This is a genomic window from Paenibacillus sp. S-12 (assembly GCF_030363895.1).
In the GTDB taxonomy this organism is placed as follows: domain Bacteria; phylum Bacillota; class Bacilli; order Paenibacillales; family Paenibacillaceae; genus Paenibacillus_B; species Paenibacillus_B alvei.
Genome location: NZ_JASIUF010000008.1, coordinates 283,963 through 309,816 on the forward strand (window position 1 = coordinate 283,963; position 25,854 = coordinate 309,816).

The 25,854-nt window shown below is 45.2% G+C and carries 25 protein-coding genes and 1 riboswitch; of the genes, 16 read left to right on the top strand and 9 right to left on the bottom strand.

What is annotated here, in order from left to right; translation table 11 throughout:
- Nucleotides 1-45: 45 nt before the first annotated feature.
- The 7 genes from NO352_RS08850 to NO352_RS08880 all read left to right on the top strand — a co-directional run bounded on the left by NO352_RS08850 (nt 46) and on the right by NO352_RS08880 (nt 10,887).
- The gene (locus NO352_RS08850) at nt 46-3,480 is read left to right on the top strand and encodes a BMQ_0737 family morphogenetic spore coat protein (RefSeq protein ID WP_289355384.1); all 3,435 of its coding nucleotides are present in this window, start codon (nt 46-48) and stop codon (nt 3,478-3,480) included.
- A 188-nt stretch (nt 3,481-3,668) separates the two neighbouring features.
- A complete protein-coding gene (locus NO352_RS08855; protein WP_289355385.1) occupies nt 3,669-4,646 on the top strand; it encodes an aldo/keto reductase in 978 nt (325 codons plus the stop codon).
- Nucleotides 4,647-5,041: 395 nt separating this feature from the next.
- Nucleotides 5,042-6,298 carry a pyridoxal phosphate-dependent decarboxylase family protein gene (locus NO352_RS08860; RefSeq protein WP_289355386.1) on the top strand — a complete coding sequence of 419 codons (1,257 nt, stop codon included), beginning with the start codon at nt 5,042-5,044 and terminating at the stop codon, nt 6,296-6,298.
- Nucleotides 6,299-6,466: 168 nt separating this feature from the next.
- A riboswitch (glycine riboswitch) is annotated at nt 6,467-6,571 on the top strand.
- A 141-nt stretch (nt 6,572-6,712) separates the two neighbouring features.
- Nucleotides 6,713-8,053: an alanine/glycine:cation symporter family protein gene (locus NO352_RS08865; RefSeq protein WP_289355387.1), complete on the top strand. Its 1,341-nt coding sequence runs from the start codon at nt 6,713-6,715 to the stop codon at nt 8,051-8,053.
- A gap of 156 nt (nt 8,054-8,209) precedes the next feature.
- Nucleotides 8,210-8,755, top strand: a complete 546-nt coding sequence (locus tag NO352_RS08870) for a sigma-70 family RNA polymerase sigma factor (RefSeq protein WP_005549312.1) — start codon at nt 8,210-8,212, stop codon at nt 8,753-8,755.
- Nucleotides 8,752-9,867: a DUF4179 domain-containing protein gene (locus tag NO352_RS08875; RefSeq protein WP_289355388.1), complete on the top strand. Its 1,116-nt coding sequence runs from the start codon at nt 8,752-8,754 to the stop codon at nt 9,865-9,867. The genes NO352_RS08870 and NO352_RS08875 overlap by 4 nt, the downstream gene beginning before the upstream one ends.
- 93 nt (nt 9,868-9,960) lie before the next feature.
- A complete protein-coding gene (locus NO352_RS08880) occupies nt 9,961-10,887 on the top strand; it encodes an alpha/beta hydrolase (RefSeq protein WP_262866771.1) in 927 nt (308 codons plus the stop codon).
- Nucleotides 10,888-11,037: 150 nt separating this feature from the next.
- Here the strand turns inward: NO352_RS08880 and NO352_RS08885 are convergent, their stop codons facing one another.
- Nucleotides 11,038-11,568 (bottom strand): ClbS/DfsB family four-helix bundle protein, encoded by a 531-nt coding sequence (locus NO352_RS08885; RefSeq protein ID WP_289355389.1) that lies wholly within the window; start codon nt 11,566-11,568, stop codon nt 11,038-11,040.
- Nucleotides 11,569-11,850: 282 nt separating this feature from the next.
- On the opposite strand from NO352_RS08885, the gene NO352_RS08890 reads away from it, so the two are divergent.
- The 6 genes from NO352_RS08890 (at nt 11,851) to NO352_RS08910 (ending at nt 16,647) form a co-directional block, all read left to right on the top strand.
- Complete coding sequence (locus NO352_RS08890; protein WP_005549303.1) at nt 11,851-12,429, top strand: hypothetical protein; 579 nt, start codon at nt 11,851-11,853, stop codon at nt 12,427-12,429.
- A 26-nt stretch (nt 12,430-12,455) separates the two neighbouring features.
- Nucleotides 12,456-12,890, top strand: coding sequence for a hypothetical protein (locus NO352_RS08895; RefSeq protein ID WP_289355390.1), 435 nt, complete (start codon nt 12,456-12,458; stop codon nt 12,888-12,890).
- A gap of 151 nt (nt 12,891-13,041) precedes the next feature.
- Nucleotides 13,042-13,332, top strand: a complete 291-nt coding sequence (locus NO352_RS25110) for a MerR family transcriptional regulator (protein WP_353961243.1) — start codon at nt 13,042-13,044, stop codon at nt 13,330-13,332.
- Nucleotides 13,296-13,805, top strand: a complete 510-nt coding sequence (locus tag NO352_RS08900) for a hypothetical protein (RefSeq protein WP_289355391.1) — start codon at nt 13,296-13,298, stop codon at nt 13,803-13,805. The genes NO352_RS25110 and NO352_RS08900 overlap by 37 nt, the downstream gene beginning before the upstream one ends.
- Nucleotides 13,806-13,875: 70 nt before the next feature.
- On the top strand, nt 13,876-14,478 hold the full coding sequence (locus NO352_RS08905; RefSeq protein ID WP_289355392.1) for a hypothetical protein: 603 nt from the start codon (nt 13,876-13,878) through the stop codon (nt 14,476-14,478).
- 90 nt (nt 14,479-14,568) lie between these two features.
- Nucleotides 14,569-16,647 carry a serine hydrolase domain-containing protein gene (locus NO352_RS08910; protein WP_289355393.1) on the top strand — a complete coding sequence of 693 codons (2,079 nt, stop codon included), beginning with the start codon at nt 14,569-14,571 and terminating at the stop codon, nt 16,645-16,647.
- Nucleotides 16,648-16,739: 92 nt separating this feature from the next.
- On the opposite strand, the gene NO352_RS08915 is transcribed toward NO352_RS08910, so the two are convergent.
- From NO352_RS08915 to NO352_RS08935, 5 genes are all read right to left on the bottom strand, one after another.
- The gene (locus tag NO352_RS08915; RefSeq protein ID WP_262866768.1) at nt 16,740-17,435 is read right to left on the bottom strand and encodes a hypothetical protein; all 696 of its coding nucleotides are present in this window, start codon (nt 17,433-17,435) and stop codon (nt 16,740-16,742) included.
- Nucleotides 17,432-18,328, bottom strand: coding sequence for an ABC transporter ATP-binding protein (locus NO352_RS08920; protein WP_289355394.1), 897 nt, complete (start codon nt 18,326-18,328; stop codon nt 17,432-17,434). The genes NO352_RS08915 and NO352_RS08920 overlap by 4 nt, the downstream gene beginning before the upstream one ends.
- Nucleotides 18,325-18,696, bottom strand: coding sequence for a GntR family transcriptional regulator (locus tag NO352_RS08925; RefSeq protein ID WP_005549286.1), 372 nt, complete (start codon nt 18,694-18,696; stop codon nt 18,325-18,327). The genes NO352_RS08920 and NO352_RS08925 overlap by 4 nt, the downstream gene beginning before the upstream one ends.
- Before the next feature lie 221 nt (nt 18,697-18,917).
- Nucleotides 18,918-19,346 carry a DUF3995 domain-containing protein gene (locus tag NO352_RS08930; RefSeq protein ID WP_430108003.1) on the bottom strand — a complete coding sequence of 143 codons (429 nt, stop codon included), beginning with the start codon at nt 19,344-19,346 and terminating at the stop codon, nt 18,918-18,920.
- Between the two features lie 200 nt (nt 19,347-19,546).
- Nucleotides 19,547-20,803, bottom strand: a complete 1,257-nt coding sequence (locus NO352_RS08935) for an MFS transporter (protein ID WP_289355395.1) — start codon at nt 20,801-20,803, stop codon at nt 19,547-19,549.
- A gap of 236 nt (nt 20,804-21,039) precedes the next feature.
- Between NO352_RS08935 and NO352_RS08940 the strand changes: the two genes are divergently transcribed.
- Nucleotides 21,040-21,636 carry a TetR/AcrR family transcriptional regulator gene (locus tag NO352_RS08940; RefSeq protein ID WP_171415680.1) on the top strand — a complete coding sequence of 199 codons (597 nt, stop codon included), beginning with the start codon at nt 21,040-21,042 and terminating at the stop codon, nt 21,634-21,636.
- A gap of 142 nt (nt 21,637-21,778) precedes the next feature.
- On the opposite strand, the gene NO352_RS08945 is transcribed toward NO352_RS08940, so the two are convergent.
- Entirely contained in the window at nt 21,779-22,063 is a 285-nt protein-coding gene (locus NO352_RS08945) for a PDZ domain-containing protein (RefSeq protein WP_005549282.1), read from the bottom strand.
- Between the two features lie 171 nt (nt 22,064-22,234).
- Nucleotides 22,235-22,555 (bottom strand): ArsR/SmtB family transcription factor, encoded by a 321-nt coding sequence (locus tag NO352_RS08950; RefSeq protein WP_289355396.1) that lies wholly within the window; start codon nt 22,553-22,555, stop codon nt 22,235-22,237.
- Between the two features lie 227 nt (nt 22,556-22,782).
- Between NO352_RS08950 and NO352_RS08955 the strand changes: the two genes are divergently transcribed.
- Nucleotides 22,783-23,832, top strand: a complete 1,050-nt coding sequence (locus NO352_RS08955; protein WP_005549277.1) for a phosphotransferase enzyme family protein — start codon at nt 22,783-22,785, stop codon at nt 23,830-23,832.
- 31 nt (nt 23,833-23,863) lie between these two features.
- Here NO352_RS08955 and NO352_RS08960 read toward each other — a convergent pair whose 3' ends face one another.
- Complete coding sequence (locus NO352_RS08960; protein ID WP_005549275.1) at nt 23,864-24,820, bottom strand: helix-turn-helix transcriptional regulator; 957 nt, start codon at nt 24,818-24,820, stop codon at nt 23,864-23,866.
- Between the two features lie 121 nt (nt 24,821-24,941).
- Here NO352_RS08960 and NO352_RS08965 point away from each other — a divergent pair, with 121 nt between their 5' ends.
- Complete coding sequence (locus tag NO352_RS08965; RefSeq protein WP_163976403.1) at nt 24,942-25,811, top strand: SDR family oxidoreductase; 870 nt, start codon at nt 24,942-24,944, stop codon at nt 25,809-25,811.
- Nucleotides 25,812-25,854: the final 43 nt, after the last annotated feature.

Consider the following 25,854-nt stretch of genomic DNA (forward strand, 5'->3'; position numbering starts at 1 on the left):
ATATGATGATCATACTATCACGTATGCTGTAAGGATGTGTAGATAATGTCATTCATATTGCGCTTCAGTACGATAACGAGAGGTGCGATTACGTTTACCGGGAACTCCCTCGGAATTAGCCGCGCCTCCAGATTTTCACCTGCTTGCACACCGGGTACGGCTGATGCGATCGGCTCCTTTATTATCAATAATCCGAACTCGGTGTGCGGCACAGTTCCGTCCAGTCCTGCGACTGGCGGGGGAACTACGAATATATATATGATGAATTTTTCAACAAACTCGCTTGTTCTCACTCCGGGAAGTACGGTTGTATACGCTGAATTAGTATGGGGTGGAACCTATTTAATCAATACGCCAGGCGGGGAAGACTTATCAGCCCGCTTGAATGACCCCGTCAGATTCAGCACACCAACAGGCACGTTCAATATCCAGCCAGAGACATTCTTCAATTATGCGGTTAATATTCAAGGCGATTTAGGCTATGTTCGCTCTGCGAACGTAACAGCGCTTGTTGCTGGAGGCGGTGCGGGCACTTACGGGGCTGGCAAAATCGTTGGAACACTGGTTCCGGATCCGAATACGACTAGCTTCGCCGGCTGGACACTCGGGGTCGTATACGTAAATCCTGCATTACCATTCCGCAGCATGAATTTATATGTCGGGAACGTGCCGATTCAATCGGTATCTCCGCCAGTTAACGAGATGATTGGGAACTTCCAAACCCCTTCATTCGGGCCTATTACCGGGCGACTGCTCGTTAGCGCACAAGAAGGAGATGCTGGGATTACGGGTGACTTCGTACGATTTGGACCCACTCTGGCCAACCTTACTACGATCCCGCAGCCGGCAGGGTTTACGAATAACTTTTTCCAGTCGTTAATCTATGATGATAACGGGAATATCAATCCAACTGCTACATTCGGCGATCGCAATCCGATACCTGGGCAGCCAGGGACGAATATCATTGAAGGTAATCGCCAAGGATGGGATATTGCCAACGTAGACATTTCTTCCAGCCTTGTGAATGGGCAAACTTCAGCAGCCCTTCAATTCGGAACGAATGGCGACGGATATACCGTCAATTTGCTGGCGATTCAAATTGACAACATCCCGCCAACCTTGCTGGTAGAGAAGAACTCCTTCCCGGATACAGTAACTGTTGGAGAAGAAATTGTATATACCATTGTCGTCAGCAACGATGGAGATTCCCCGCTTGTGAACACCGTACTTACTGACCCGCTCCCTGCTGGTGTAACGTTTCAATCCGTGCAAACCACACAAGGTACGGCATCGTTTGCTGCTGGCACGGTTACCGTAGATATTGGGACGATCCCTGTTGGTCAGAGTGTAACCGTCAATATTACCGTGCTGGCAACAGCGGCTGGTCTCATATCCAATACTGCTTCAGCTCAAGCAAATCAGACCGGCATCATTTCCTCAACCGCAGTCAATACCGTAATTCCACTGCCGCCTCCAATTCTAGAAATTGAGAAATTGGACTTTCCCCCCATCGTCGCCGTAAATTCGGAGCTCGTCTATATTATATTTGTCTCAAATATCGGGGGGAGCACAGCAACCAACGTCGTCATGAATGATCCGCTGCCAGCAGGAACCACCTTTGTATCTGCTGAATCGGATCAAGGTACGATTTCGTTCGACGGCACGACAATTACGAATGACATTGGTTCACTAGCCCCAGGAGAGACAGTGGTCATTTTTATCGTCGTAATCCCAACGGTTACAGGTACAGTCTTGAACACAGCAACGACTTTTTCAGATCAGACTGAACCCCAAATCTCGACAACAGAAACTCTAGTTATCGAACAACCGATACTTGAGTTATTGATATCGAAGTTCGCTGGACCGGATCCCGCAACTGTCGGTGAGGAGCTTGTATACACGATCGTAGTGTCTAATGAAACTACAGATTTATTAACCGGAGTAGAAGTGGTGGATGTACTACCACCTGGCCTCGTCTTCGTATCTGCTGAATCTACACAAGGAACCGTAACTGAAGTAGCTGGCACGGTAACTGCATTAATTGGCGCCCTTGCTCCAGGTCAGTCTGAAATCATCACGATTACGGTTATTCCTACAGCTCCGGGCATCGTAACGAACACCGCTACAGCGACATCTGATCAGACGCCTCCAGTATCATCCACAATTGAGACGACTGTCAATGCGCTTCCTCCTGCTTTTTTAACTATTGAGAAGCTTGCCGAACCGGATCTAGTAACGCTTGGCAATGAAGTCACATTTCAAGTGACGGTGTGCAACATGGGAGAGACAGTGGCAACAAATGTGGTTGCAGTGGATACATTGCCTGCAGGCGTTGATGTCACTGACATCCAAGTATCTGAAGGCACATTTGTGCAGGTAGGGCAAACGATAACAGCGTCGTTCGGCAACATTGCCCCTGGGTCATGTGCAAATCTTACGATCGAAGCAATTGTATCTATAGTAGGAACATTAACGAACACAGCAGTGGTGACCGCAGATAATGTCGAAGACTCTGAAACAGCAACTGCAGACGTTACGGTATTACAGCCGCTCGCAATTTCGAAGCAAGCTTCAAGCAACCCAGCACTTCTCGGCAGTCCGCTGCAATATACAATCAGTGTCGCGAATTTAGGGGAGCTTCCTCTAACGAATGTAATCGTAAATGATGTCATTCCCCCTACGGTCGAATTTGTCAGTGTTCAATCTGAAGGAGGTACCTGTTCTGTATCTGGGCAGACCGTCACTTGTTTCTTGGGTACATTAGAAGGGCAGCAAGAACAGACGATTGTCATTACGGTCATTCCTTTGTTAGAAGGGACGGTTACCAACAGCGCTACTGCACAGGCAGATAATACGCCTCCTGTTACAGCTACGGTTACGACGCTCGTTGTTCGTACTTTAGAGTGTATTTCTGTCAGCAAACTGTTCGATTGGGTGGTCAATCGGAGTGATTTTGTCATTGAAGAGTCTATTCCGGAAGACTGCAGAGCTTTCGTAGAACAAGCAATTGCTGGCGGTAGGCAAGTGCTTGTGAGCTGCAATGTAGTGCCAGTTTCGGGAGAATGCAGCGTCACGGTTGTAAAGCGGCTGCCGCTGCCCATTATCGGATCGCAAGCAGCTATTGTATTGACCACGTGCTCTGCAGAAGTAACTATTACATTAACGGATAGCGGAACAGGAGAAACATGTACGTTTACACTATTAGTCAAGAATAACGAGAAAGTATCACTCTGCTTACCACTCCCATTAGATGAATCCAACATTACTTCTCAAATATTCGATATCCATTGTGATGCTCGACTCACTGACAGCTTAACGATTGAGCTGCAATTGGATTGGTGTTTGGAACTTGTAGTGAAATTTATAATACCGATGATGGTTGAAGCTACATTTTGTCAACCTAGAGCATTAATACCGATACCAGAGGTATGCAGCATCAGCTTTCCAAAACAATGCCCAGAAATATTTCCGTTTGTGTAAAAGAATAATGGACTTACATTTTGCAGAAAACTCATGCTCGCATGAGTTTTTCTTTTGTTCAACAGGATTGAATCCGGAGCAGGGTTCTGATTTTGCTTCTCATCTAAGTTCATATGATAAGTTCAAATCATACGCAGCGCTTGTGATATAATTATTGCTGCAGATTATAAAATGAGGAGTTGATCGTCATGCAGTATCGTCGTCTCGGCAAGAGTGGATTGAAGGTATCTGTGCTTGGATTAGGAACTAATGCATTCGGCAAGCGTGCAGACAAGCAGGCTTCGACTCGCATCATTCATCAGGCATTAGATTATGGCATTAACTTTATTGATACAGCTAATATTTATGCGGGTACTGAATCTGAACGTATTATTGGAGAGGCGCTCTCAGGAGTCAGGCATAATATTGTGCTCACAACGAAGGCCGGGTTAATTCGGGGGGAGGGGCCAAATGAGAGGGGTTCATCGCGTTTTCACTTGCAGCAGGAATTAGACAGCAGCTTAAAGCGACTGAACACCGATTATATCGACTTGTATCAAATACATACTTTCGATCCGCATACTCCGCTGGAAGAAACGCTTAGAACGCTTGATGATATGGTTCGTTCCGGCAAGGTTCGATATATTGGAGCATCGAATTATTCGGCTTGGGAGCTTATGAAGGCAATAGGCATTAGTGAGCGGCTAGGCCTCAATCGTTATGTGTCCATGCAGACGTGCTATTCATTGGCCGATCGAACCCCAGAGCAGGAGATGGTTCCACTTTGCAAAGATCAAGGAATAGGGATTATTCCGTATTATCCGCTTGCAGGGGGAATTCTGACCGGGAAATATCGTATTGAAGAGCAAAGGCCGATAGGATCAAGAGCAGATACTGATCCAAACTTCCACCGATTTTTCAATAAAGAACGTTTCGCGTTAAGTGAGCAGGTGAATGAATTGGCAGCTGGTGCAGGATGTACCCCAAGTGCACTTTCACTAGCTTGGCTCATGCATCAGCCTTGCGTCTCGACCGTTATTGTAGGAGCGACGAAGGTGGAGCAGCTACATGACAACATAAACAGTGTTGATGTTGAATTGAAGATGGAGCAATTGGATCGGTTGGATCAGATAAGTCGTCCATTCCGATTCGGTGAACCGTTTGCGGCTTATCGATTGCCTGAATAATTCGGGCTCAGGAACTCGTCTCTATTTTCTAGAGACGAGTTTTTTATATCAATGGGACTGACCCCATCACAATATGGAAAACTGTACCTTTTCAATGAGGCGCATTATTTGTAATCTTGAACACGAAAGAAACGGCGCCGTCAAGGCGGTTCAGATATGAAGGGGGTTAGCTTTGATTTATGGTACATTTACATCCAACACTTGATCTGTCAACAGAAGAACAGATGGAGTAAGGGAAATATGCGATCGATCAAATCTGTCATTATCTTAAACATACGGATGAGGTAAACGTATCTCCCGAGTTAAACCCAACAGAAATTGTACAGTATGCGGAGCAAATCGATTTCCACAACCCAGTTACACCGAAGGAAGCTGTACATTACATTGTAGAAGGGTTGCGGAGATATCAGGTACATACGGCACACCCGGGATATTATGGCTTGTATAATCCGCGTCCGAACTTTATGGGAATCGTGGCAGATACGATAACGGCAGCCTTTAATCCGCAGCTGGCTGTTTGGAGTCATGCTCCTCTGGCAGTTGAAATTGAGAACTATGTATTGCGAGAGTTCGCTGTGCGATTCGGCTACCCGCGAGAAACGTCAAATGGAACATTTACGACGGGAGGAGCAGAAGCTAATTTGACAGCCGTACTTACAGCTCTCTGCGATCATTTCCCGGAATATACAACAAAAGGGCTTGCAAGCCTGGATAAGCCCCCTGTAATGTATGCTTCAAGTGAGAGCCATCATTCCTTAGTAAAAGCGGCTCGTGCCTGCGGATTGGGTACGGATTCTATCCGAAGTATACGATCGAATGCATCTTTGCAGATGGATGCGGAAGCGCTAGCCCTTCAAATACGGCAAGACCGCGAAGCTGGCTTTGCCCCTTTTTTGATTGTGGCTACGGCTGGAACGACAGGTGCAGGGGCCATTGACCCGATTGCGCATATTGCGGAGCTGGCTGAACAGGAAATGATATGGCTGCATGTTGATGCAGCGTATGGCGGTGCTATGATATTGGCGCCAGAATTGGCCAATTGGCTGCAAGGAATTAATAGGGCAGATTCCATTACATTCGATGCACATAAATGGCTGTCTGTACCAATGGGAGCAGGTATGTACTTCACCCGTCATCCCCATATATTGCAGCAGACCTTCCGAATGACAGCGGACTATATGCCCAAGGAAGGCACCGAATTGGAGACGTTTGATCCATACACCCATTCCATTCAGTGGTCACGCAGATTTATCGGGCTGAAGCTATATATGTCGCTTGCAACGGCGGGATGGGAAGGGTACCGGTTACTCGTACAACGACAGATTGAGAGCGGCAATTTTTTGCGGCAGGAGCTTGAACGATCGGGATGGTCGATTATGAATGATACGATAATGCCAGTTGTTTGTTTTAATGATCAGGCAGCATTAGCAAATCATGATATGGATTTCGTGCGATTCATACATGAGAAGGTACTTGCTACAGGCAAGGCATGGATCTCGATTTTCACCATACAGGATACCCCGGCGCTTCGTGCTTGTATTACCAATTTTGATACGACCGAACAGCATATGAAAGAATTGATTCACCTACTGAACGAGGCTCGGCAGGAGTATATGACGAAAATTCCATCCTATAATGGGATGATTTACTAAGCAGTTCATATTGCTTAATTCGATGAGGTCAACTATAATGTAACCTACAACTTTATAACTGGATGAAGTTTGCGGGAGATAGACAACACGTCTAGCCGAAGGGGTAAGCTCTCAGGCGCTTGGCATACCGAGCAGCAATTGCGAGTATGTATAAGCAGGACCGTAAATGGACAGGACTCTGGAGAGACTCCATCATTGGGGCACCGAAGGGGCAAGACGAATCGCATTGATCGAATCGTTAAAACTCTCAGGTAAAAGGACAGGGATGCAGATGCAGAGGAAACATAAGTTTTATTTGGGTTGTATTATCATGTTCCTGGCGAAAGCTTTTTTAATTCTGCACGCATGTCCCCAGAGTCAAATCATACGATTTGGCTCTTTTTATTATTCAAGACGAGGGGAAATGATTTTGCAATGATTGAACATTGGTTAGACAAATTGAACAGTTTCGTATGGGGGGCGCCGCTTCTTATTTTGTTGGTAGGGACGGGGATATTACTCACAATTCGTTTAGGTGTCCTTCAATTGTTTCGCTTGCCGCTTGCCTTGAAGCTCATATTTAAGTCAAAAAACGAGGGGGCTGGTGATGTATCCAGCTTCGGTGCGCTTGCGACTGCACTTGCCGCCACAATCGGAACGGGGAATATTGTTGGTGTTGCGACTGCAATCAAGGTAGGGGGACCAGGTGCGTTATTTTGGATGTGGATCGCTGCTTTCTTCGGAATGGCTACCAAATATGCGGAGGGGCTGCTAGCCGTTAAGTACCGCAATATTGATGATAATGGACAAATACTCGGTGGGCCAATGTACTATATTGAGAAGGGCTTAGGCATGAAATTCAAGCCTTTGGCTGTGTTCTTCGCCATTAGCGGCGTGCTGGTCGCACTTCTTGGAATCGGTACCTTCCCGCAAATTAATGCGATTGTTACCTCTACTGAGACGAGTCTTGGTGTGCCGGCAATTGTAACTGCGGTCATTGTTACAATTGTTACTGCCCTTGTTACAATCGGGGGGATTCAAAGTATTTCGCATGTGACGACTACGATTGTTCCTGTTATGGCTATCATTTACTTTATCGCTAGCTTCGTCGTGCTCATCACGTTTGCGGATCAGATTCCCCATGCAATGTCCTTAATATTCCATGGGGCATTCAATGCGACTGCAGCTGGAGGAGGTTTCCTCGGCGCCACGGTTATGATGGCGATACGCAACGGAATCGCGAGAGGGGTATTTTCGAATGAATCCGGTCTCGGAAGCGCACCGATTGCTGCAGCAGCTGCCAAGGTGAAATGGCCAGCCGAGCAAGGTCTTATTTCGATGACGGGGACATTCATTGATACGATTATCGTATGTTCGCTGACCGGCTTAACCTTGATCGTAACCGGAGTCTGGAATGGCCCTATGGAAGGTGCTGCTTTGACACAGGCTGCATTTGATGCAGCATTGCCATATGGTTCCTTTGTACTCACGCTATGCTTGATATTGTTTGCCTTTACGACAATATTAGGATGGAACTATTATGGCGAGCGCTGCATGGTTTACTTGTTCGGCGTGAAATCGATCCTGCCTTATCGGCTTGTCTTTATTGCAATCATTGGTTTTGGTGCATTTATAAAGCTCGATATGATATGGAAGCTTGCAGATATCGTAAACGGGTTGATGGCATTGCCGAACTTGATCGCACTGCTTGGGTTGTCTGGCGTAGTCGTTCATGAAACGCGTCTGTACTGGAAACATAAAGAGACGGAAAAATAAATGTTTACATGTAATACTGGTGAGAAAAAGCTGGCAAATGACACGAAAGTGAACATTTGCCAGCTTTTTTTTCGCGAAAGGAAACTTTTTGCCAATCTTATGCATCTAATTAACAGCTAGTCGCGTGTATGGGGTAAAGAAGGGAGAAGAAACGGCTTGTATACCGATATAGAAATCGATATAGAGACAGATGTGAGGTTGGCTAAGGAAGGAAATAAAGAGGCTTTCATTCGTCTCATCAAGAAGCATGAAGTCCAAATGTACAATATGGCCAGATCCATTGTCAGAAGGGATGAAGACTGTGCGGATGCAATGCAGGAAGCCGTGTACAAAGCTTACCGTGCGCTGCCAAGCTTAAATCATCATGCCTACTTTAAGACATGGCTTTTTCGTATATTGATCAATGAGTGCAATATGATCTTGCGGAAGCAGGCTCGTGTTATTATGTTAGCGGAGCTGCCGGAAATCGGAGAGGCTCCTCCGGAAATCAGTGATCGTCTTGATTTGCGTCAAGCGATTTACCGGCTTGAGGAAGTATCTCGAAATATTGTTATCTTGTTTTATTTTCAAGATTTGCCCATGCATCAGATTGCTGAAATGATGGACATGTCCGTCAGTGCGGTAAAGACCCGGCTGCACAGAGCCCGACATACTCTTGCAGATTGGCTGGATGACTCTGTAGAAAGGAAGATGAACGGATGAAACAGATACAACTGCCTATCGAGCAGCAGCTCGAACAACTTAGAGAACCATATAGGAATGAGCTGCCTGAATTCATTCGCAGCCGAATGGATCAGACGTATCATATCATTGAAGACATGCTTCCATTACGGAATCGGCGAAGACGGGCGAGCCGATGGCTGCGGCGAATGTTGATATCAACGGCAGGTGTCGCAGGACTCGGTGTTGTGTTGATTTTTTCAGGTCTTGCCTCTCCAGCGATTGCCCAGACATTGAAGCAGATTCCTCTGATGAACAGTGTGTTCAAGCTGGTTGGGGATCTTGGACTTCAATCTGCAGAGGACAAAGGGATGCTTACTTCCGTTAATCAACGCGTTACCCACAAGGATGTAACATTATCGATTTCGGAATTGATATATGACGGCAGCCGGCTCTCTATTGTACTAAGCAGAGAGGATAAGGAAGGAACTGCGGACTCTTTTTTTCAAAAATGGAACAAGCAGCGAATGCAGGGAACTCAGGGGAATAGTATCGATTTTTACATGCAAGACAAGCAGATAAATACATCAATGGGTCTGCAGCCAGGGGGAGAGCATGCTCCACATTCGATTATTGTTACGGCCTTGGATTCAGCCGATCTGGAGCTTCCTGATTCATTCGAGATGAAAATGGTTGTGTATTTAGCGGATGTTGATCAGAAATACGAGTTCCGCTTCCCGATTAAGAAAGATACTGCCCGCAACATCATTTTGAGAACAGCAGAGAAGAAATTGCATGATTCGATAAATATGAGTATAGATCGCGTTGAAATGACCCCCATCACAACCCGCTTGCTCGTCGGTGTCCACGGGGTAAGCGGAGACGAAGATTATCATAGCATGCTGGAAGCAATACCGGACAAATATAAGGTGGATGATTTCCTCAATCTCGAGTTCGAAATCGAGGATGAGCAAGGAAATCTACAAAATGCGATTGCAGGAAATGCTTCAGGGGAGGGTAAAGGCATGATCTTTTCTACGTCATATGAGCCCTTCAAGGCAAAGCCTAAGCTGATCGTTATTAAACCATTTATTAGAAAAGGCTCGGATAAGAACTATATCCCAGAGCTGGAGTTCAGAATACCGGTCAAATAAAAATTGCAATCTTCGACCTTTCCCGTGTAACATAAATACAGATGGATAAATACCACTGAAATCTTGCACTTCAGTCAGAGGAGAATCGGCATAATGGAGATCTTGAATCAATTGGAACCAGGAATTCGAGAAATAGTGAAGCAATTTATTGAAGCAGGACGTCCTTCTGCAAGACTGCAGAGCTTCAATGAACGACGTCAAGGCTATTTGGACTCAGTTGCGCTCGCTGGTGCAGCGGAACCCGTAAGTGAGATCACGGATTGCACGATCGATTCTATCCCTTTACGCATATATCGTCCTTCGCACGAGTCGGATCTTCCCGTCATGATTTACTATCATGGCGGATGTTTCGTTAGTGGTGATTTAGAGACGCATGATCGCCAGCTCAGAGCGCTGGCTAATCTAGCGAAGATACTGATAGTAGCTGTTGACTACCGCTTAGCGCCAGAGCATGTCTATCCTGCTGGACATGATGATGCTTATAAGGCTGCGCATATTGTACGAGAGCATGCCAAGTCGTGGGGAGGAGACCCGAACGAGATTACATTGGCTGGCGACAGCGCGGGCGGACATATAGCGTTAATTACGTCCTTGCGGCTTAAGGCTCAAAAGGAATGGATGCCCACCAGACAAGTCCTGATTTATCCAATGCTAGACGCAAGCGGTTCCAGCAATAGCTATCAACGATACGGAGATGATTTCGTTATTACTCGGGATACGCTGCTTAGCGGGTTTGAAGCTTATCTGCGAAATATTCCAGTTGATCATCCGGAGGCTAGCCCGCTTCTGCGTAACGACTTGGAGGGACTACCTTATACGCATATTCTGCTTGCCGAATTCGATCCATTAGCAGATGAGGGAGAAATGCTGTATCGGCGGCTGCTAGAAGCGGGTGTTGGTGCGGAATGCAGGAAGTACTACGGAGTCAATCATGGTTTTTTCCAGCTTGCCGGTATAAGCGGCGCTGCACGGACCGCAATCCATGACGTTGCCTCTCTTATAAAACATGCTCATCAATAGAATGATGGATCAATGAAAAATAAAACAGATAAATAAAACAGACATATAGAATATAAGATATAAAAAGGTGAAATGAGGCCTGGCTTCGTACAGCGGCAAGTAGAGAATAGAAGATAAAAAACAACAGATATATGCCGCTGTACAGCTGGGTTACGGAATGAGAGGATTGCGATAACTCTTTTTCCACTTCCGAATCTTCGTCCGAAATGATGTGAACGGTGCAACAGAATTAATATGAATCCAGCGAGCCATCGGCCAATTCGGCTTGTCTCCCGTCCATTTGCGCATTCCTTGCGTAAATAATTCCTCTTCACTGCAACCATCAATCCATTTTATCCATTGTTTCACCGTCTCCTTTAGTTGAAAGCGTAATTCTGTTAAAGAGTATGGTGAAGATGCATCATAGAAAGATTGATATAAAGCCCCCAGTTGATTCCACTTGTATTCAGGAGAAGGCATTTGAACGATTTCTCCACTCTGTTCCTGTTTGTCCCACTCCATCACCAGATTCAGCCAGCCCAATTGGTAGGCGATAATTTCAGCAGGAGTTCGATCAACCCCCGTTATTCGGATGTCCCTTACATGATCCTCAATGTCATGATACTCCTTGTCGAGAAGCCCGTATCTTTTGTGAATTTCATCGATTAACGCAGCCTTGCTTGTATAACGAATCGCGGTCATGAATTCAATTCCTCCTTCACTTTCCTATTATTCATAGTATGCCATAGAGAACATGACAACAGTATGTCAACGATTGCAAACCATGATGAGGCGCAGCTTGAAGCACTGCTATTCGGTTTATTTCAAGGATGAGTGGGGGGTCATGGAGTTTAGAAAAAATCCACAATCGTCTATGGAGTGAATCTCAACGGGCCTGATAGAGTAAAGACAGCAATATGAAAATATAAGGTGAAGATGCTGGTTCTATATCTTTAAAACAAGATAGAAAGGTGCCTGCATAAAATGAATAAATGGTGTGCCACATTAAGCGCGGTCATCGTATTGGCGTGCTCATTATTGGTATACAGGTTTGTTGAGGATACATCGATAGAGAAGCAGATCGGCGCTCGCAGCCAATTGACGCTTCTCGATGCACTATATGTTGGCATGTTCGCGGCAAAGAAATGGAATCCCGAAGCCGTTCCCCTTTATTTGACAAGCGTGGATGACGATTTAGGAGAAGCAAGTGGACAAGAAGGAACGAGAGGCCGTTGGAACTTGCAGGTTGCTGCTCCAGGAGTCCAGCGCGCTGTTGTTGCTATTCGATATGGAAAGGTTGAGAGGATCATAACCGGAGTAGGGCCTTACAGACCTGAATATATTGTAGCGGCTGATCGGGTTAAAATCGACAGTACGACTGTGGCTGACCAAAGCAAGCGGGCAAGCAACCTGAAGCCTGGCAGAGGATGGGCAAATGGATATCACTTTATTCTTCAGGCCGTTGAGGGAGTTCCAATGATTACAATTGTTGGACGAGATGAACACAATCAGCTGAGGCAGATTGATTTTGATGCAGGGACAGGGAGGATATTGTCCGAATAAGGGGAGTGGTTCAGATGAAAAAATGAATGGCGACCATTATGATCTCAACTGCGCTACTTTCTACCGGTGTACCTTCAGTGAAGGCGGATGCGACATATGTAAATGAAGATTTTACCGCCTATACAGGGGCATCTGGGGATAACAAGCCTGTATTTGCAAGTGGCAAGGCTGCTTACATTGGTGGTGTTGCTGTACATCCGACTTCTTGGGGGACAGGGAACTGGAACAAGCCTGTTTATCCGTTCGGAACGATGATTGTACTCAATAATAACGAGCATATTACGATTCCTGGCGGAAATGTCCTGAATACATTTATTGTAGAAGACACAGGCGATCTGAAGAATACGGGCAAACTTTCCTATCGCTGGATTGATGTTTATTTCGGGAAGTACAGCGCGGCTAACCATCAGGCTGCAATTAACTTTGGTAAGAAGAAGTTTAGTTACACCGTTATTTCTTAATTCGTGGAATAGGATATTACCAAGCTTCAGCATTTCTCCGTATAAGGGTGAAATGCTTTTTTTCTATTTTCAAAAACAATCTTGCCTATGACGTAACGTCATGGTGTACATTGATGGTAATAGGGCGAGAGGAGATGTTCGAGTGAAACACATGTATACTGTTAAGGCTTTTGCAAAACTCACGGGTGTAACCGAACGGACGCTTCATTTTTATGATCGAAAAGGATTGCTTGCACCCTCCAGCTACAATGAACATGGGCATCGTCTCTATAGTAAGGATGACATTCCCACTATGCAGAAAATTATTACGTTAAAATATTTGGGTTCTCGTTGCAAGAAATCTTGGATTACCTTGCGAACCATGATTCACATCAGATACGCGATACATTGCAAAAGCAGAAGGTTATGCTGGAGAAGAAACGCGAAGAGCTGGATTATGTAATCAATACGATAACACGGGTTGAGCGGATCATGCAGGATGAGGAGCTGGACAGTGATCTGTTATTAGCGATTATTCACTCGATTCATCATGAAAAGAAGCAAGAGGAGTGGCTATCAGCGCGATTACCCAAATCAGTGATCGAGCATGTCCTTCTACAGCATCTTTCCCCTCAGGAACGGCTCGAATTTGAAAGGGAGATGCTTACGATTGTGAATCAATTGCAGTATTACTGCAAGCAAGGTATATCACCAGTTGAAGAAGAGGTTCAGCGTGTAATCGAGCACATGATTAGCAGTATGAATGAACGTATTGCACCACATTATCAGCAGAAAATCGCAGAAATCGATCTGAATGATCATCCCCAAATAAATGTGTCTATCTTCTCCAAGGAAGTAGAGGAATATATCAAAGAGGCCGTCAACCGATTTGAAGCAAATCAATTAAGCCTATCCCATGCAGAAAACAGGGTTTAGAGGAGGAGAGGCGTGTTAGAAGTGGGGGTATTGTTGTATTCACTATGTTTAATGGGAAAGGGGGTTGAAGATGTCTAGCATCGTGTCGGATGCACGCCGTATGTTCTATTTTTCAATTGTGATCTGGATGTTAAAGCCGTCTAAGGAGCGGGGAGAGCTGTTTCCGTATCATCAACACTCTCAGTTCAAAACAATGGCCATTTTTTTGTCTATTTTACTTGTAATTGAAGGTGTACTGTTTCATTTTCTCGTCTTAATGTGGAGTCAACTTGCAGCATGGCTCCTTTCAGCTATAAATATTTACGGACTGTTCTATATGATGGCATTGTATAATTCAGCGAAATACTTGCCTCACTTAATCAAAGGAAATCGGATCATTATACGCTGCGGCTATCTAAACAGTATTGAAGTGGGTTTGGACAATGTTGCCGAAATACAGAAAGCGAAAGAAATAAATATGGGTGAGAAAATCCCGAAAGATGTACACTATGCCGTCCTTATTTTTGATACTCCGCAATTTGAAATCGTACTCAAAGAACCTGTCGAGACAAAGAACTTGTTAGGGAAGACGATTTTAATCCGTTCTGTAGTGTTCAGATGTGACAATCCGGAAGCTATGCTGCTGAGGCTAAATCAAGGGATTCAACATACTGTTGAGGGGGGATGCATATAAGGTTAAATCATACATAAAGGGGAATAATTTGAACTTTTCTTATCGTTTATCCGTACTATATTTAAGTTTATAAATTGGGGAGGCGTCTAAGTGAAGAAAAGGTTATCCTGGTTGATGGCACTGTGTTTAATGGTAACCATGATTGTTCCGACAAGCGCGTTAGCTGCGAATGCAAAAGCGGACTTGAATTACGCGGCTACCAAAAAAGCAGCGGCCGAAAAGGCAAAGCTCCTGACGGAATCATTCGGCACAACAAGTGTACAGTATGCGCTCATTGATCATGGTAAGATCGTTGTATCCGGCCAAGTTGGAAAAAATGATGCATTGGGAAAAGTTCCTCTTACAAAAGACACCATATATGGAATTGGATCAACGAGTAAGGTGTTCACCGCTGCAGCCGTCATGAAGCTCGTTGATGATGGCAAGGTAAGCCTAGATTCGCCTGTTGTGCAGTACATTCCGGATTTCACGATGAAGGACGAACGCTATAAAAACATTACAATCCGGATGCTGCTTAATCACTCCTCTGGGTTGAGAGGCACTACGATGGGGAGTGCCTTCTTGCTTGGAGATAACGACTCGCAAGCTCATGATACGCTGTTGAATCAACTGCAAAAGCAAACGCTAAAGGCAGATCCTGGCGCCTATTCTGTATATTGCAATGATGGGTTTACGTTAGCTGAAATTGTCGTAGAGCGAGTCAGCGGCATGAGCTTCACCGAATTCCTTCATAAATATTTTACAGAACCGTTAGCAATGAACCATACGAAGACACCATTAGATCAGGTTGATTCCAAAAAATTCGCTGGAATATATCATCCGGCCTTTGAAGGACAACTCCCGACTGAAAATACGAACCTTATTGGTTCAGGCGGCATATATTCCACGGCTGAGGATCTTGTTCGCTTCTCGCAAATTTTTACGGGACAAAACGATAAAATCTTGTCTTCTGACTCTGTCAAGGCAATGCGTGCGGAAGAGTTCAAAAAAGGAATGTGGCCCGAAGGTGATGCTGACACAACACTCAACTATGGTCTTGGCTGGGACAGTGTGGAGCTGTATCCATTTAACAGCTACGGGATTCAAGCGGAAAACAAAGGCGGGGATACATTTATGTATCATGCATCACTTGTCGTGTTGCCAGAACAGAATATGGCAGCTGCGGTGCTGTCATCGAGTGGAAGCAGTATGACCAATACGATGCTGGCCAACGACATGATACTGCAAGCGCTGAAGGAGAAGGGAACGATCAAGGAGTTCAAGGCAGCAAAATCATTCGGCAAGCCTGTCAAGGCTTCAATGCCGGCTGATGTCGCAAAGCATTCAGGCTATTATGCAGCAAATGATCTTATTATGAAGGCAGCAATAACGAAGACAGGCGAGTTGTCTATTCGTTACAACCAAATGCCGGGTATGCCAGAAGAAAAGTATGTATATACCGCTGACGGATCGTTTGTAAACGCTGAAGGGACGGCAAAGGTTCGATTTGTTACGAGAGATAACGGACGCACTTATTTATGGGCAAGCTCGTACATGAATAGGCCAGGGTTCCCTCAAATGGCCGTGTCTCATTATTCAGGCGAGAAGATTACGGGAAATGAGATTTCCAAGGAAGTGGACGCCGCCTGGGCGAAGCGTACCGGGAAGAAGTATTTTCCGGTTACTGAAAAATATAATTCTGCTTTTTACTTGCTTGTGGATAGCATAAAAATGAAGAAGATTGACGGTTTGACTGGTTATGTTGACGGTAACGAAATTCTAGGGCCAGATTCAGCAAGCAATCCTGTACAAATCCCTGGAATGAACGGAAGAGACACGATGGAGTATAATTTCATTACGAATGATGGCATCGAATATTTAGACAGAGCTGGGACATTGTTCGTATCTGAAGATACGCTGAAGCCATTTTATCTAGGCTCGCAGTCTACGGTAACGATTCAAGAGAATGGATATGCAAGATGGTTCAAGCTGCCTGAAGCAGCTGCTGGCAAGAAGCTGACAGTTACATCAATGCCTAAGCATGCTTCATTTACGGTATACAATGAGTTGGGTCAGCCCGTACAATATATGATATCGTCGGCAGCTAAAAAAGGAATTGAGCTGCAAAGCAGCGGCACGATTGTATTCGCAGGCGAAGCGGGAGCAAAATTCGAAATCAAGATGAACTAGGGGACTTATAGCTTGGTAATCATTATACAAATATATAACTTAACCAATACAAAGCCGCTGGTGTGACTCCAGCGGCTTTGTTTGTTGTAAGACTAAGAAATTGTTGTTTTGCGGATCATGATGAAGGATAGTAAAGAGTAGAGAAGTGACAAGGCGAATAAGCAAGAAGCAAGTTGCGCAGCCGAATGGCTGCTGAACCACGTAAATATGCTGCCCCACCAGCCGAAAGATGTGCAGAGATAACTGAAGATGGAGAAAATGACAAGCATGACTGGGAACAAGATGAACATTCCCATACGGCCATAACGACGGAAAAATATAGCAGTGACAAACCCTAAGGAGCAAAGATGTATAGCTGTAGCGAAGTAAGTCCACCATTGTTCAAATAGACTGCCGTCTGTAAGATACGGCAGGCTAAAAAAATGGAAATTCGCGCTTAAGCTATGTGTAATGCTACTTTCACTAATGGACAAAAGCATTACAATCGTGGCAACTGTTACGCTGGATAGCAGGAGCATCAAATTGGTTCCAAAATAGTAGTCTGTTCTGCGGATGCTAATGCCAAATGCGAAGGGAAAAGTTTGAGTTACGGCTACGATGCCGAGGACTAGTAGATAGATAAAAATGGAGACCATCCCACCGCTGTAGTATCCTTGTTCCGGTTTCAGCAAATAGCCGACCAACACATTAATCAGAAAACTAGGTAGCAATACAAAACACCACGGGGCAAGAAACCATAGTATGTGATCCTTGCTGTACATTTTCATAACGGTTGTTACTCGATTCATCGCGACTCCACCGCCTTGCGATCAGATTTTCTTTTTGTGAGGTGAACAATAAGCTGCTGCAGGGATACTGTTGAGAGATCAAGGCCTAACGATGCGGCTTGTTCCTGGATATGAGGAGTTAGATTGTCAAGTACGGTTGCAGACAATAGTCCGCCTAACGGCTGGCGATTGATGATTGTATGGCCAGCGATGAATGACTCGACAAGTTCTCTCTGTCCAACGACGGAGTAGGCACGGCCTCGCAAAGCATCACTTTCCTCATTCAAAAGGATCTTGCCCCCATCAATAACAATCACATGCTCTAAAAGTTGACTGACTTCATCAATTAAATGTGTGGACAGCACGATCGTTCGGGGGTGCTCCGCATAATCCTCAATCAAACGGTCATAGAACAAATTACGCGCTGCTGCATCCAGTCCAAGGTATGGCTCATCGAAAATGGTCAGCGGTGCCCGACTTGCCAATCCAATAATAATGCCAACGGAAGACAGCATGCCGCGTGACAGCTTCTTGATACGCCTCCTTAAAGGAAGATTGAAATCATACAGCAGTTTGCTTGCCAATTCCTGATCCCAATTCGGGAAGATGGAAGGACAGAGACCAATGACATCAATGACTCGAAAGCTGTCTGGATACTTCTGGCTTTCTTTAATGAAGCAAATCTTGCTCAAAACTCGATTATTCTCATAAGGGGCTTCTCCGAACACAAGCAGTTCACCGCTTGTTGGAAATAACTGTGCCGTCATCATATGCATAATCGTTGTTTTTCCTGCGCCATTGCGCCCAAGCAGGCCATAAATTTTGTTAGCTTCGAGTGTAAAACTTACATCGTGTACGACAGTTACATCACCGAATGACTTGGTTAATCCCTTAACTTCAGCAATGGTTCTCAATTCGTCCGATCTCCTCTCTGAATCATGTCTGTTAATTGTTCCTTGGAAATGCCAAGCTTCTCTGCTTCGCGAATCATGGATACCACATACTGTTCGTAAAAAAGTTCTTTCCGCTTTTCCATGAGTTTTGCTCTCGCTCCTGTCGCTACGAACATGCCTATCCCACGCTTTTTGTACAAAATGTTCTCATCAACCAGCAAATTAACACCCTTGGCCGCAGTAGCTGGATTTATCTGGAAAAATGAAGCAAATTGATTCGTTGAAGGCACTTGCGATTCTTCAGGCAATCGACCTTCGATGATGTCGTCTTCAATGCGTTCGGCAATTTGCACAAAAATGGGGCGGCTGTCGTCCATCTTGATTGTCATATCTACACCACCAAACTGGTTAATTACTCATGTAACTAACTATATAACTGATGGATAATCATGTCAACATGCATTTGCCTATTTCGGAATTTTGAACGAGTGACTCGTGGTTATAGTGGGGTTTGGAATTACGCTAAGCGCAAAAAACTCGCAGCCAGTTGACTTGCGAGTCTATTGAAGGGGGACATGTGATTGGTTATTCATCGGCTAGATGGTGTTTCTTACGATATGCCATACAGAATCGAGAGAATGAAAGCAAATGATAAAAATGCGCATAGGGGTATATACAAGCAGGTGTCCATTTTCGAAAATGTTGTACTTCGATTTTTTTTAAACAAGCCTACATAGTTAAATTCACCGATGACTCGCAGTGCAAATATGCACGCACAAACCCATGCTCCCCATTGAATAATACTTGAGTCGATAAATGATGGAAGGAATGATGCACGCACGAGCAGAATGACGCCGGCAAAGGCAAGCAGTGCAGCGATGAGCAAGGTCATTCCGGAATGGGGTGAGAATACTTGCTTGCCATCTCGCTCTGGAATGACAGCACCCTTGCCCCATGTACCGTGGAATGCCCAGTACACATGCAGCAAACTGATGACGAATAGCATGCAGGCCGCAATAAAACTGATTGCTGACAACATTTTTACTTCCTCCTTTTATTGCTGAATAAACGAAGCGATTGTGATGAAGCAATGGTGTCTTTATTGCTGCTAATTGAATTAATGATAATAAAAGAGGTAGCATACGGTAATATAAGGTCAATAATTTCTGGAAATATGAGAAATGATTGCTAATTTGATTATAGATCCATTTGATAATTGGTCAATAAGGGAGAGGAACGTCAGCAATCAGTTGTTCTGTTGCTCTGCAAATCTATTGGATATCCTGAATCCCTGTCATATCTAACGGCTGCAAGGTTGTATGCTGAGCACAGGGCTTTATATCCACCTGCCATAATTCCAAGTGCAAGCACACCAGCTGCAATTGCCACCATGAAACCCATATGTACACCAAAATGATCCACCACCCAGCCAGCAATCGCAGAGCCAAGTGCAACCCCAATACCTAGTCCTGTAGTTGCCCATGTCATGCCTTCGGTCAACTGATGTCCAGGAACGATTTTTTCCACCAGTCCCATCGTAATAATCATCGTAGGTGCGACGGACATACCTGAGAAGAAGACGGTAATAGCCAGTGTAGTCAGATTGTTCACGATAAACAGAGGAAGCAAGGTTACCATCGAAAAACTAACTGCAATTGCAAACTGACGATTTAGCGGCATGCTGATTTTGAGTGTGCCGAAGATGAGACCTGCCAAGCATGATCCGATAGCGTAGACAGACAGAACGTAGCTGGCTGCAATTGTGTTCCCCTGCTGCTCGGCAAAGGCAACACTTACAACATCTACGGTTCCAAATATCGTGCCGATTGCAGCAAGCGTAAGAGCCAGCAAACGCAGTGCGCCGATTTGGAACACAGACCCCTGACTCGCGTTGTGCTGCGGCTGTACTGCCGGCTCGCTGCCCTTATGCAGCGTAAAAAGAACAATGCCAAATGCCATAAATAAGCAAGCAGCGAGAGGGCCGGCTTCCGGAAAAACGGACACGCATAATCCAACTGAAATGACAGGTCCGATAATAAAGCAAATTTCATCTACGACGGATTCAAAGGAATAAGCGGTGTGTAGTTTGGGCGATCCTCGATACAGTTCCGTCCAACGTGCACGCACCATTGCGGGCATGCTGGGTATGCAGCCAGCCATAACCGCAAACAGGAAGAGCGTCCAATCGGGCGCGTCCAATCGGGCACATAGCAGCAGAGCCAATATGGAGATTATGCTTAGCGCTGCTGCGGGGCGAAGAACTCGTGATTGTCCCATCCGGTCAACCAATCGGGATACTTGCGGGGCAAGCAGCGCCGAAGCCAAGGCAAAGGTGGCGGCGATGGCCCCAGCGAGGCCGTATTCCCCGCGCATCTGAGCAATCATGGTAACCAAGCCGATTCCAGTCATAGAGATCGGCATTCTGGCAATAAATCCAGCGGAAGAAAAAATAAACGAGCCAGGAGCGGTGAATAATTCTCGATAAGCACGTAACATATTACAATGATCCTCCTTGCTAAAAATAGAGTGATTCCCATTTACATACGAAGCGTATGCAAATATAATATTCACATACGTTGCGTATGTCAATAAAAAGATGAGGAAAAATACGGTATGAAATAACCCGGTTCTATAGTTTATCAATCTTGTTAATTTCAAATTTTGTTGTAGAATAGAACGAAATATAAAACTGAGCTAGCATCGTGCAAGCAGCAAACGGTGCAGGAGGGGACATGGTTCGAAAAGCAAGAAAAGAAATGATCGAAGAGACAAGGAGGAAACTGCTCGAAGCGGCAAGAGAAGCTTTCGGAACAATCGGATATGCAAATACGTCCATGGATGAGTTAACCGCTTCCGTAGGATTGACGCGAGGTGCGCTGTACCATCATTTTGGCGATAAAAAAGGCTTACTCGCGGCAGTTGTTGAAGAAATTGATCTAGAGATGGATAATCGTCTTCACGATATTTCGGAAGCGGCAGCAACGACATGGGAAGGCTTTGTAGGCCGATGCCGAGCGTATATCGAGATGGCAATTGAGCCTGAAATTCAGCGCATCGTCCTTAGAGATGCGCCTTCCGTCCTAGGCAATGGATTTACTCATCCATCTCATTCTCAATGCTTGACGACAATGGCATCTATGCTTCAGCAATTTATGGACGAAGGAATCATTGCGGTCACGGATAGTCATGCATTAGCACGGATGTTGAACGGCGGACTTGTGAACACAGCCTTTTGGTTAGCTAATACTCCGGATACAGAGAAGGAGCTGGCCGTTGCGTTGCATAGCTTGGAAGTCGTATTGGGAGGGTTACGAATGAAACCAAGTTAGTCGCAACGATCACGTAAATCGATAGAATCTATGAAAGCTAAGCTGATTAGTAAATATTCCATGCATCATTCAATAAGAAGGGAAGAGCAGATCGTTTGATAGATAAACGATCTGCTCTTTTTCAATTCGATCAGAATGATGCCTATGCGCAATATGGAACGGGATAGCTGCCAATGCTGCAAGTAATGCTGATGATATCTCCGTTACGCCATACGGTTAGGCTAAATTGCTCATCAATCGCCAGTTCACGGATGGCTGCTTCCAAGTCTGAGTAGCTGGAAATGGTCGTGTTGTTGATGTTCACTATGATGTCATCAGGTTGGAGTCCAGCAGCAGCGGCTGGGGAAGAGCCCTTAACCGTCAATACTTTGGAGCCAGCCGGCTGCCCGTCTTGCGGATGGACGTCATATGCTGAATGCCGATCCATGTTCTCCACATCTTTTCGCGTGTTCCTGACCAGTCTCATATACGCACTTCAAGTTTTGAAGGAAAAGTAGAGTTCCAGAGCGAGTTAATTGCCCTGCTTCTGTTAATGCGCTCCATACCTTATCAATGGGTGCTTCGATAAGCATATCTATCTTCACGGATTGTAAGCTGTTCATTGGTTATCCTCACCTTCCAAAAATGTTTTGAGTCGAGTTAAGCGATCTCCTAATATGTACCCCATATCTTGCAAGAGGGATTGATATGCAGATTGCAGCAAGGCATGCTCCAAACGGTAAATTCGGTATTTCCCTTGCTTCTGCTCGCTAATCACTCCTTCTTCTAATAAAATTTGCAAGTGCTTTTTAACGGCGGGTTGAGAGATGTGGAAAAACTGAACAAAATCCGACTGCGTTCGTTCACCTTGCGCAAGCATATGAAGAATCGTCCCCCATGTCGGTTCACTTAGAACACGATAAATATCCGTAATACTCACCTCACATATAACCGTATGGTTATATAAAATTAAACGAAAAAGTCCTTGTCAACAGAATTGTTAACAAAATTTGCATTTAATTTGGTAATATATCACTTATATGTGGCTGTACCTGTAAAAGGCTTGTTTAACAATTAGATATTTTCAAGATAGATAGGCAGATTAAGAGGATTCCGTGTCGTTTTAGAAAATGATTGAAAAATCTTGCTCACAAGGGTGACCAGACGATGATTACGAAAATGTATGTGGAGAACATGTTACAGATGTATATGGATGATACAGTTGATTCCTATCGCTTAATTGATAATAGTTGGGAGGATGAACACCGATATGTCGCGATCGTTAACACGACGAGTGGAGAAAACATCGTTTTAAAGTGCTACAACAATTCGTATACGGACAGCAGCAAGATCGCGGGATGGGCCCAGTTAGCTTCCGTGTACCGCCGAAATGGCATTGCTACGCCACAATTTTATTGTTCGAGGAATGGCGCTTACGGGTCTGTCATAACAATCGACAATAAACAGTTCCATTACTGGGCAGAAGAATTCATGCCTGCTAAGACATTAGATGATTTGGAGATCGACTTGGAGGATTTGAGCCCCGAATTTCTGTATCAAGTGGGAGCCTGCATAGGAAGTATGCATACTGCTGCGAAGCGTGAGGGGATCGAATATGCATGGGGCAGCCCGTATGTTCTGCTAGATCCAGATGAGGAAAATTATAGTGATGCGCTGTCATGGTACGAGCAGTTGAGGAATTCGCAAGCAAATGTTCGATTGGTAGAAGAAATATGGAAGATATACAATCACAAGCGCAAGCAATTAGAGGCTATATTTCCATCTTTGCCTGCAGGCGGTGTACAAGGAGATTTCTCGACAAATAATATTTTAGTGAATGAAGAGAAGAGATTTGCAGGAATTATTGATTATAATTTAGCTGGTAATGATAAATTCGTGACGTATATGATGCAGGAGGGTATTTTTCTTTGCTTTGAATGTTACCGGGAAGAATGGCTGGATCGGGAAAAATGCGCATATATGGAGCAGCGCTTTAAGCATTTTTATAACGGCTACACCCAGCAATACTCGTTAACAGATGTGGAACGGTCTGCTGTTAATATGCTGTATAACATCATTCGGCCATTCCGCATGGATAAAGTGGGCACAACGCTTCGCAAAGCAGAAGAGGGACTATGGCAAGAAGTCAACGAGCGGCTGCGCTGGATGCATTACGAGCTGACTCGTGACGATATATTGGCATGCTTAGAAAGCTAGCAGGAGGCGAGGGAGATCACAATGGATTACTCTATTGTTCTCCCTCGTATGTCGACAGCATATTTCGTATTTCGCTTATGACTTTGCCTCGCAGTTCTGCGGGTTCAAGAGCTACCATAGCAGCACCAAATCCAAGGATGATCTCGGCAGCTGAATCAAGCGTATGGAACTCCACATCAGCATAATGCCAGCCTTGATGAGCAGGCTCGATTTGCAGTAATTTCGCGTATCGTTCATGCTTGAGTCGCTGAAGTAAATCATCTCTTACACGAATTCGTACAGGATAGCGAGGCAGGGTAGATGTAAATTGCTTCGTGGATTCCTCCCAATAGAAAGCCAGGTCGAACCCGTCAGGACGAGTAAAAGCTTGATTCAACATTTCTGCATCGCGTATCCGTGAAATGCGATAGCTGCGGAATCCGTCTTCTACTTGAGCTGCGACATACCATACTCCTCGTTTGGCAACTAATCCGAGCGGCATGATGTCTCGAACCACAATACTGTCATGTCGTTCATAAGTGATGCGCAGCTTATGCTGTATCCACACGGCCTCCTGCACAATTGATAAGTATTGAGCAGTATCTTCCGTTTGGCGCCATCCCGCGCCGTCAATGTGTATGCGTTCTCTGGCGATGTCGGCGTCTCTCCTCATTCCAATCGGACTAGCGGCAAGCAATTTGTGATAAGCATTGTCGAGTTCTTGTCGAAGACCGAGATCGTCCACTAATGACGAGGACTTCATTAAGAGCAATGACATCAATTCTTGCGGCTTCATTCCCGTTAATTGCGTTCGATATCCTTCTGACAACGACCATCCTCCGTTGGAACCACGCTCCGCATAAACCGGGATACCGGCTATACTTAGGGACTCCATATCACGCATAATGGTTCTTTCAGATACCTCCAGTTGCTGGGCTAGGTCTCGTGTTGTCATTTTGCCATAGCTTTGCAGCATGAGCATAATAGACATTAATCGATCGGCTCGCATGTGACAGCTCCTTTCTCTTATATCAGGTAATGTTTATCTGATCTATTTTAATATGACAGTGGTTGTCATATATCTTCCTTTACACTAAAGAAAAAGTCAAATCTAATGAGGAGGTAACTGCATGAAACCATTGCAGAATCAAATTGCGGTTGTAGCGGGAGCTACGAGAGGGGCAGGGCGCGGGATCGCGGCAATGCTGGGGGAAGCGGGAGCGACTGTATACTGCACAGGGAGAAGCACACGAGCGGTGCAATCCGATATGCAGCGAACGGAAACGATCGAGGATACGGCAGAAATCGTAGCGGCATATGGAGGAATCGGGATACCGGTACAGGTGGATCATACGAAGGAAGATGAAGTGAAAGCCCTGTTCGAAAAAGTGCGGAACGAACAAAATGGTCGCCTTGATATTCTGGTGAATGATGTATGGGGCGGTGATCCATTGACGGATTGGGGCAAGTCATTCTGGGAGCATTCACTTGAAGATGGATTGCTCATGCAGGAACGGGCGGTTCATTCCCACATGATAACGAGCTATTATGGCGCACCGCTGATGGTAGAACGGAAGCAAGGGCTTATTATCGAGATTACGGATGGCGTTGACTATCGTTATCGTGGAAACTTGTATTATAGTTTAGCAAAAGTGTCGGCGATTCATTTGGCAGCAGCTATGGCGGAAGAATTGCGTCCGCATGGGGTTACTGCTGTTGCGGTTACTCCCGGATTTTTGCGTTCAGAGGCGATGCTCGACCTTTTCGGCGTTACAAAGGAGAATTGGAAGGATGCGGTGAAGCAGGATCCACATTTCATCATGTCGGAAACACCCATATATGTCGGAAGGGCGATTGCTGCGCTTGCGGCTGATCCGAAGAAAATGGAGAAAACGGGACAGACTCTCAGCTCCTGGGGACTTTCTGATTGGTATGACTTCGTTGACGAGGATGGGAATAGACCACACTGGGGCAACTATGCCACAAAACTTGGACTGTAAAGTGTTATGCAAATAAGGGATATCAAATAATACTTCCGTTATC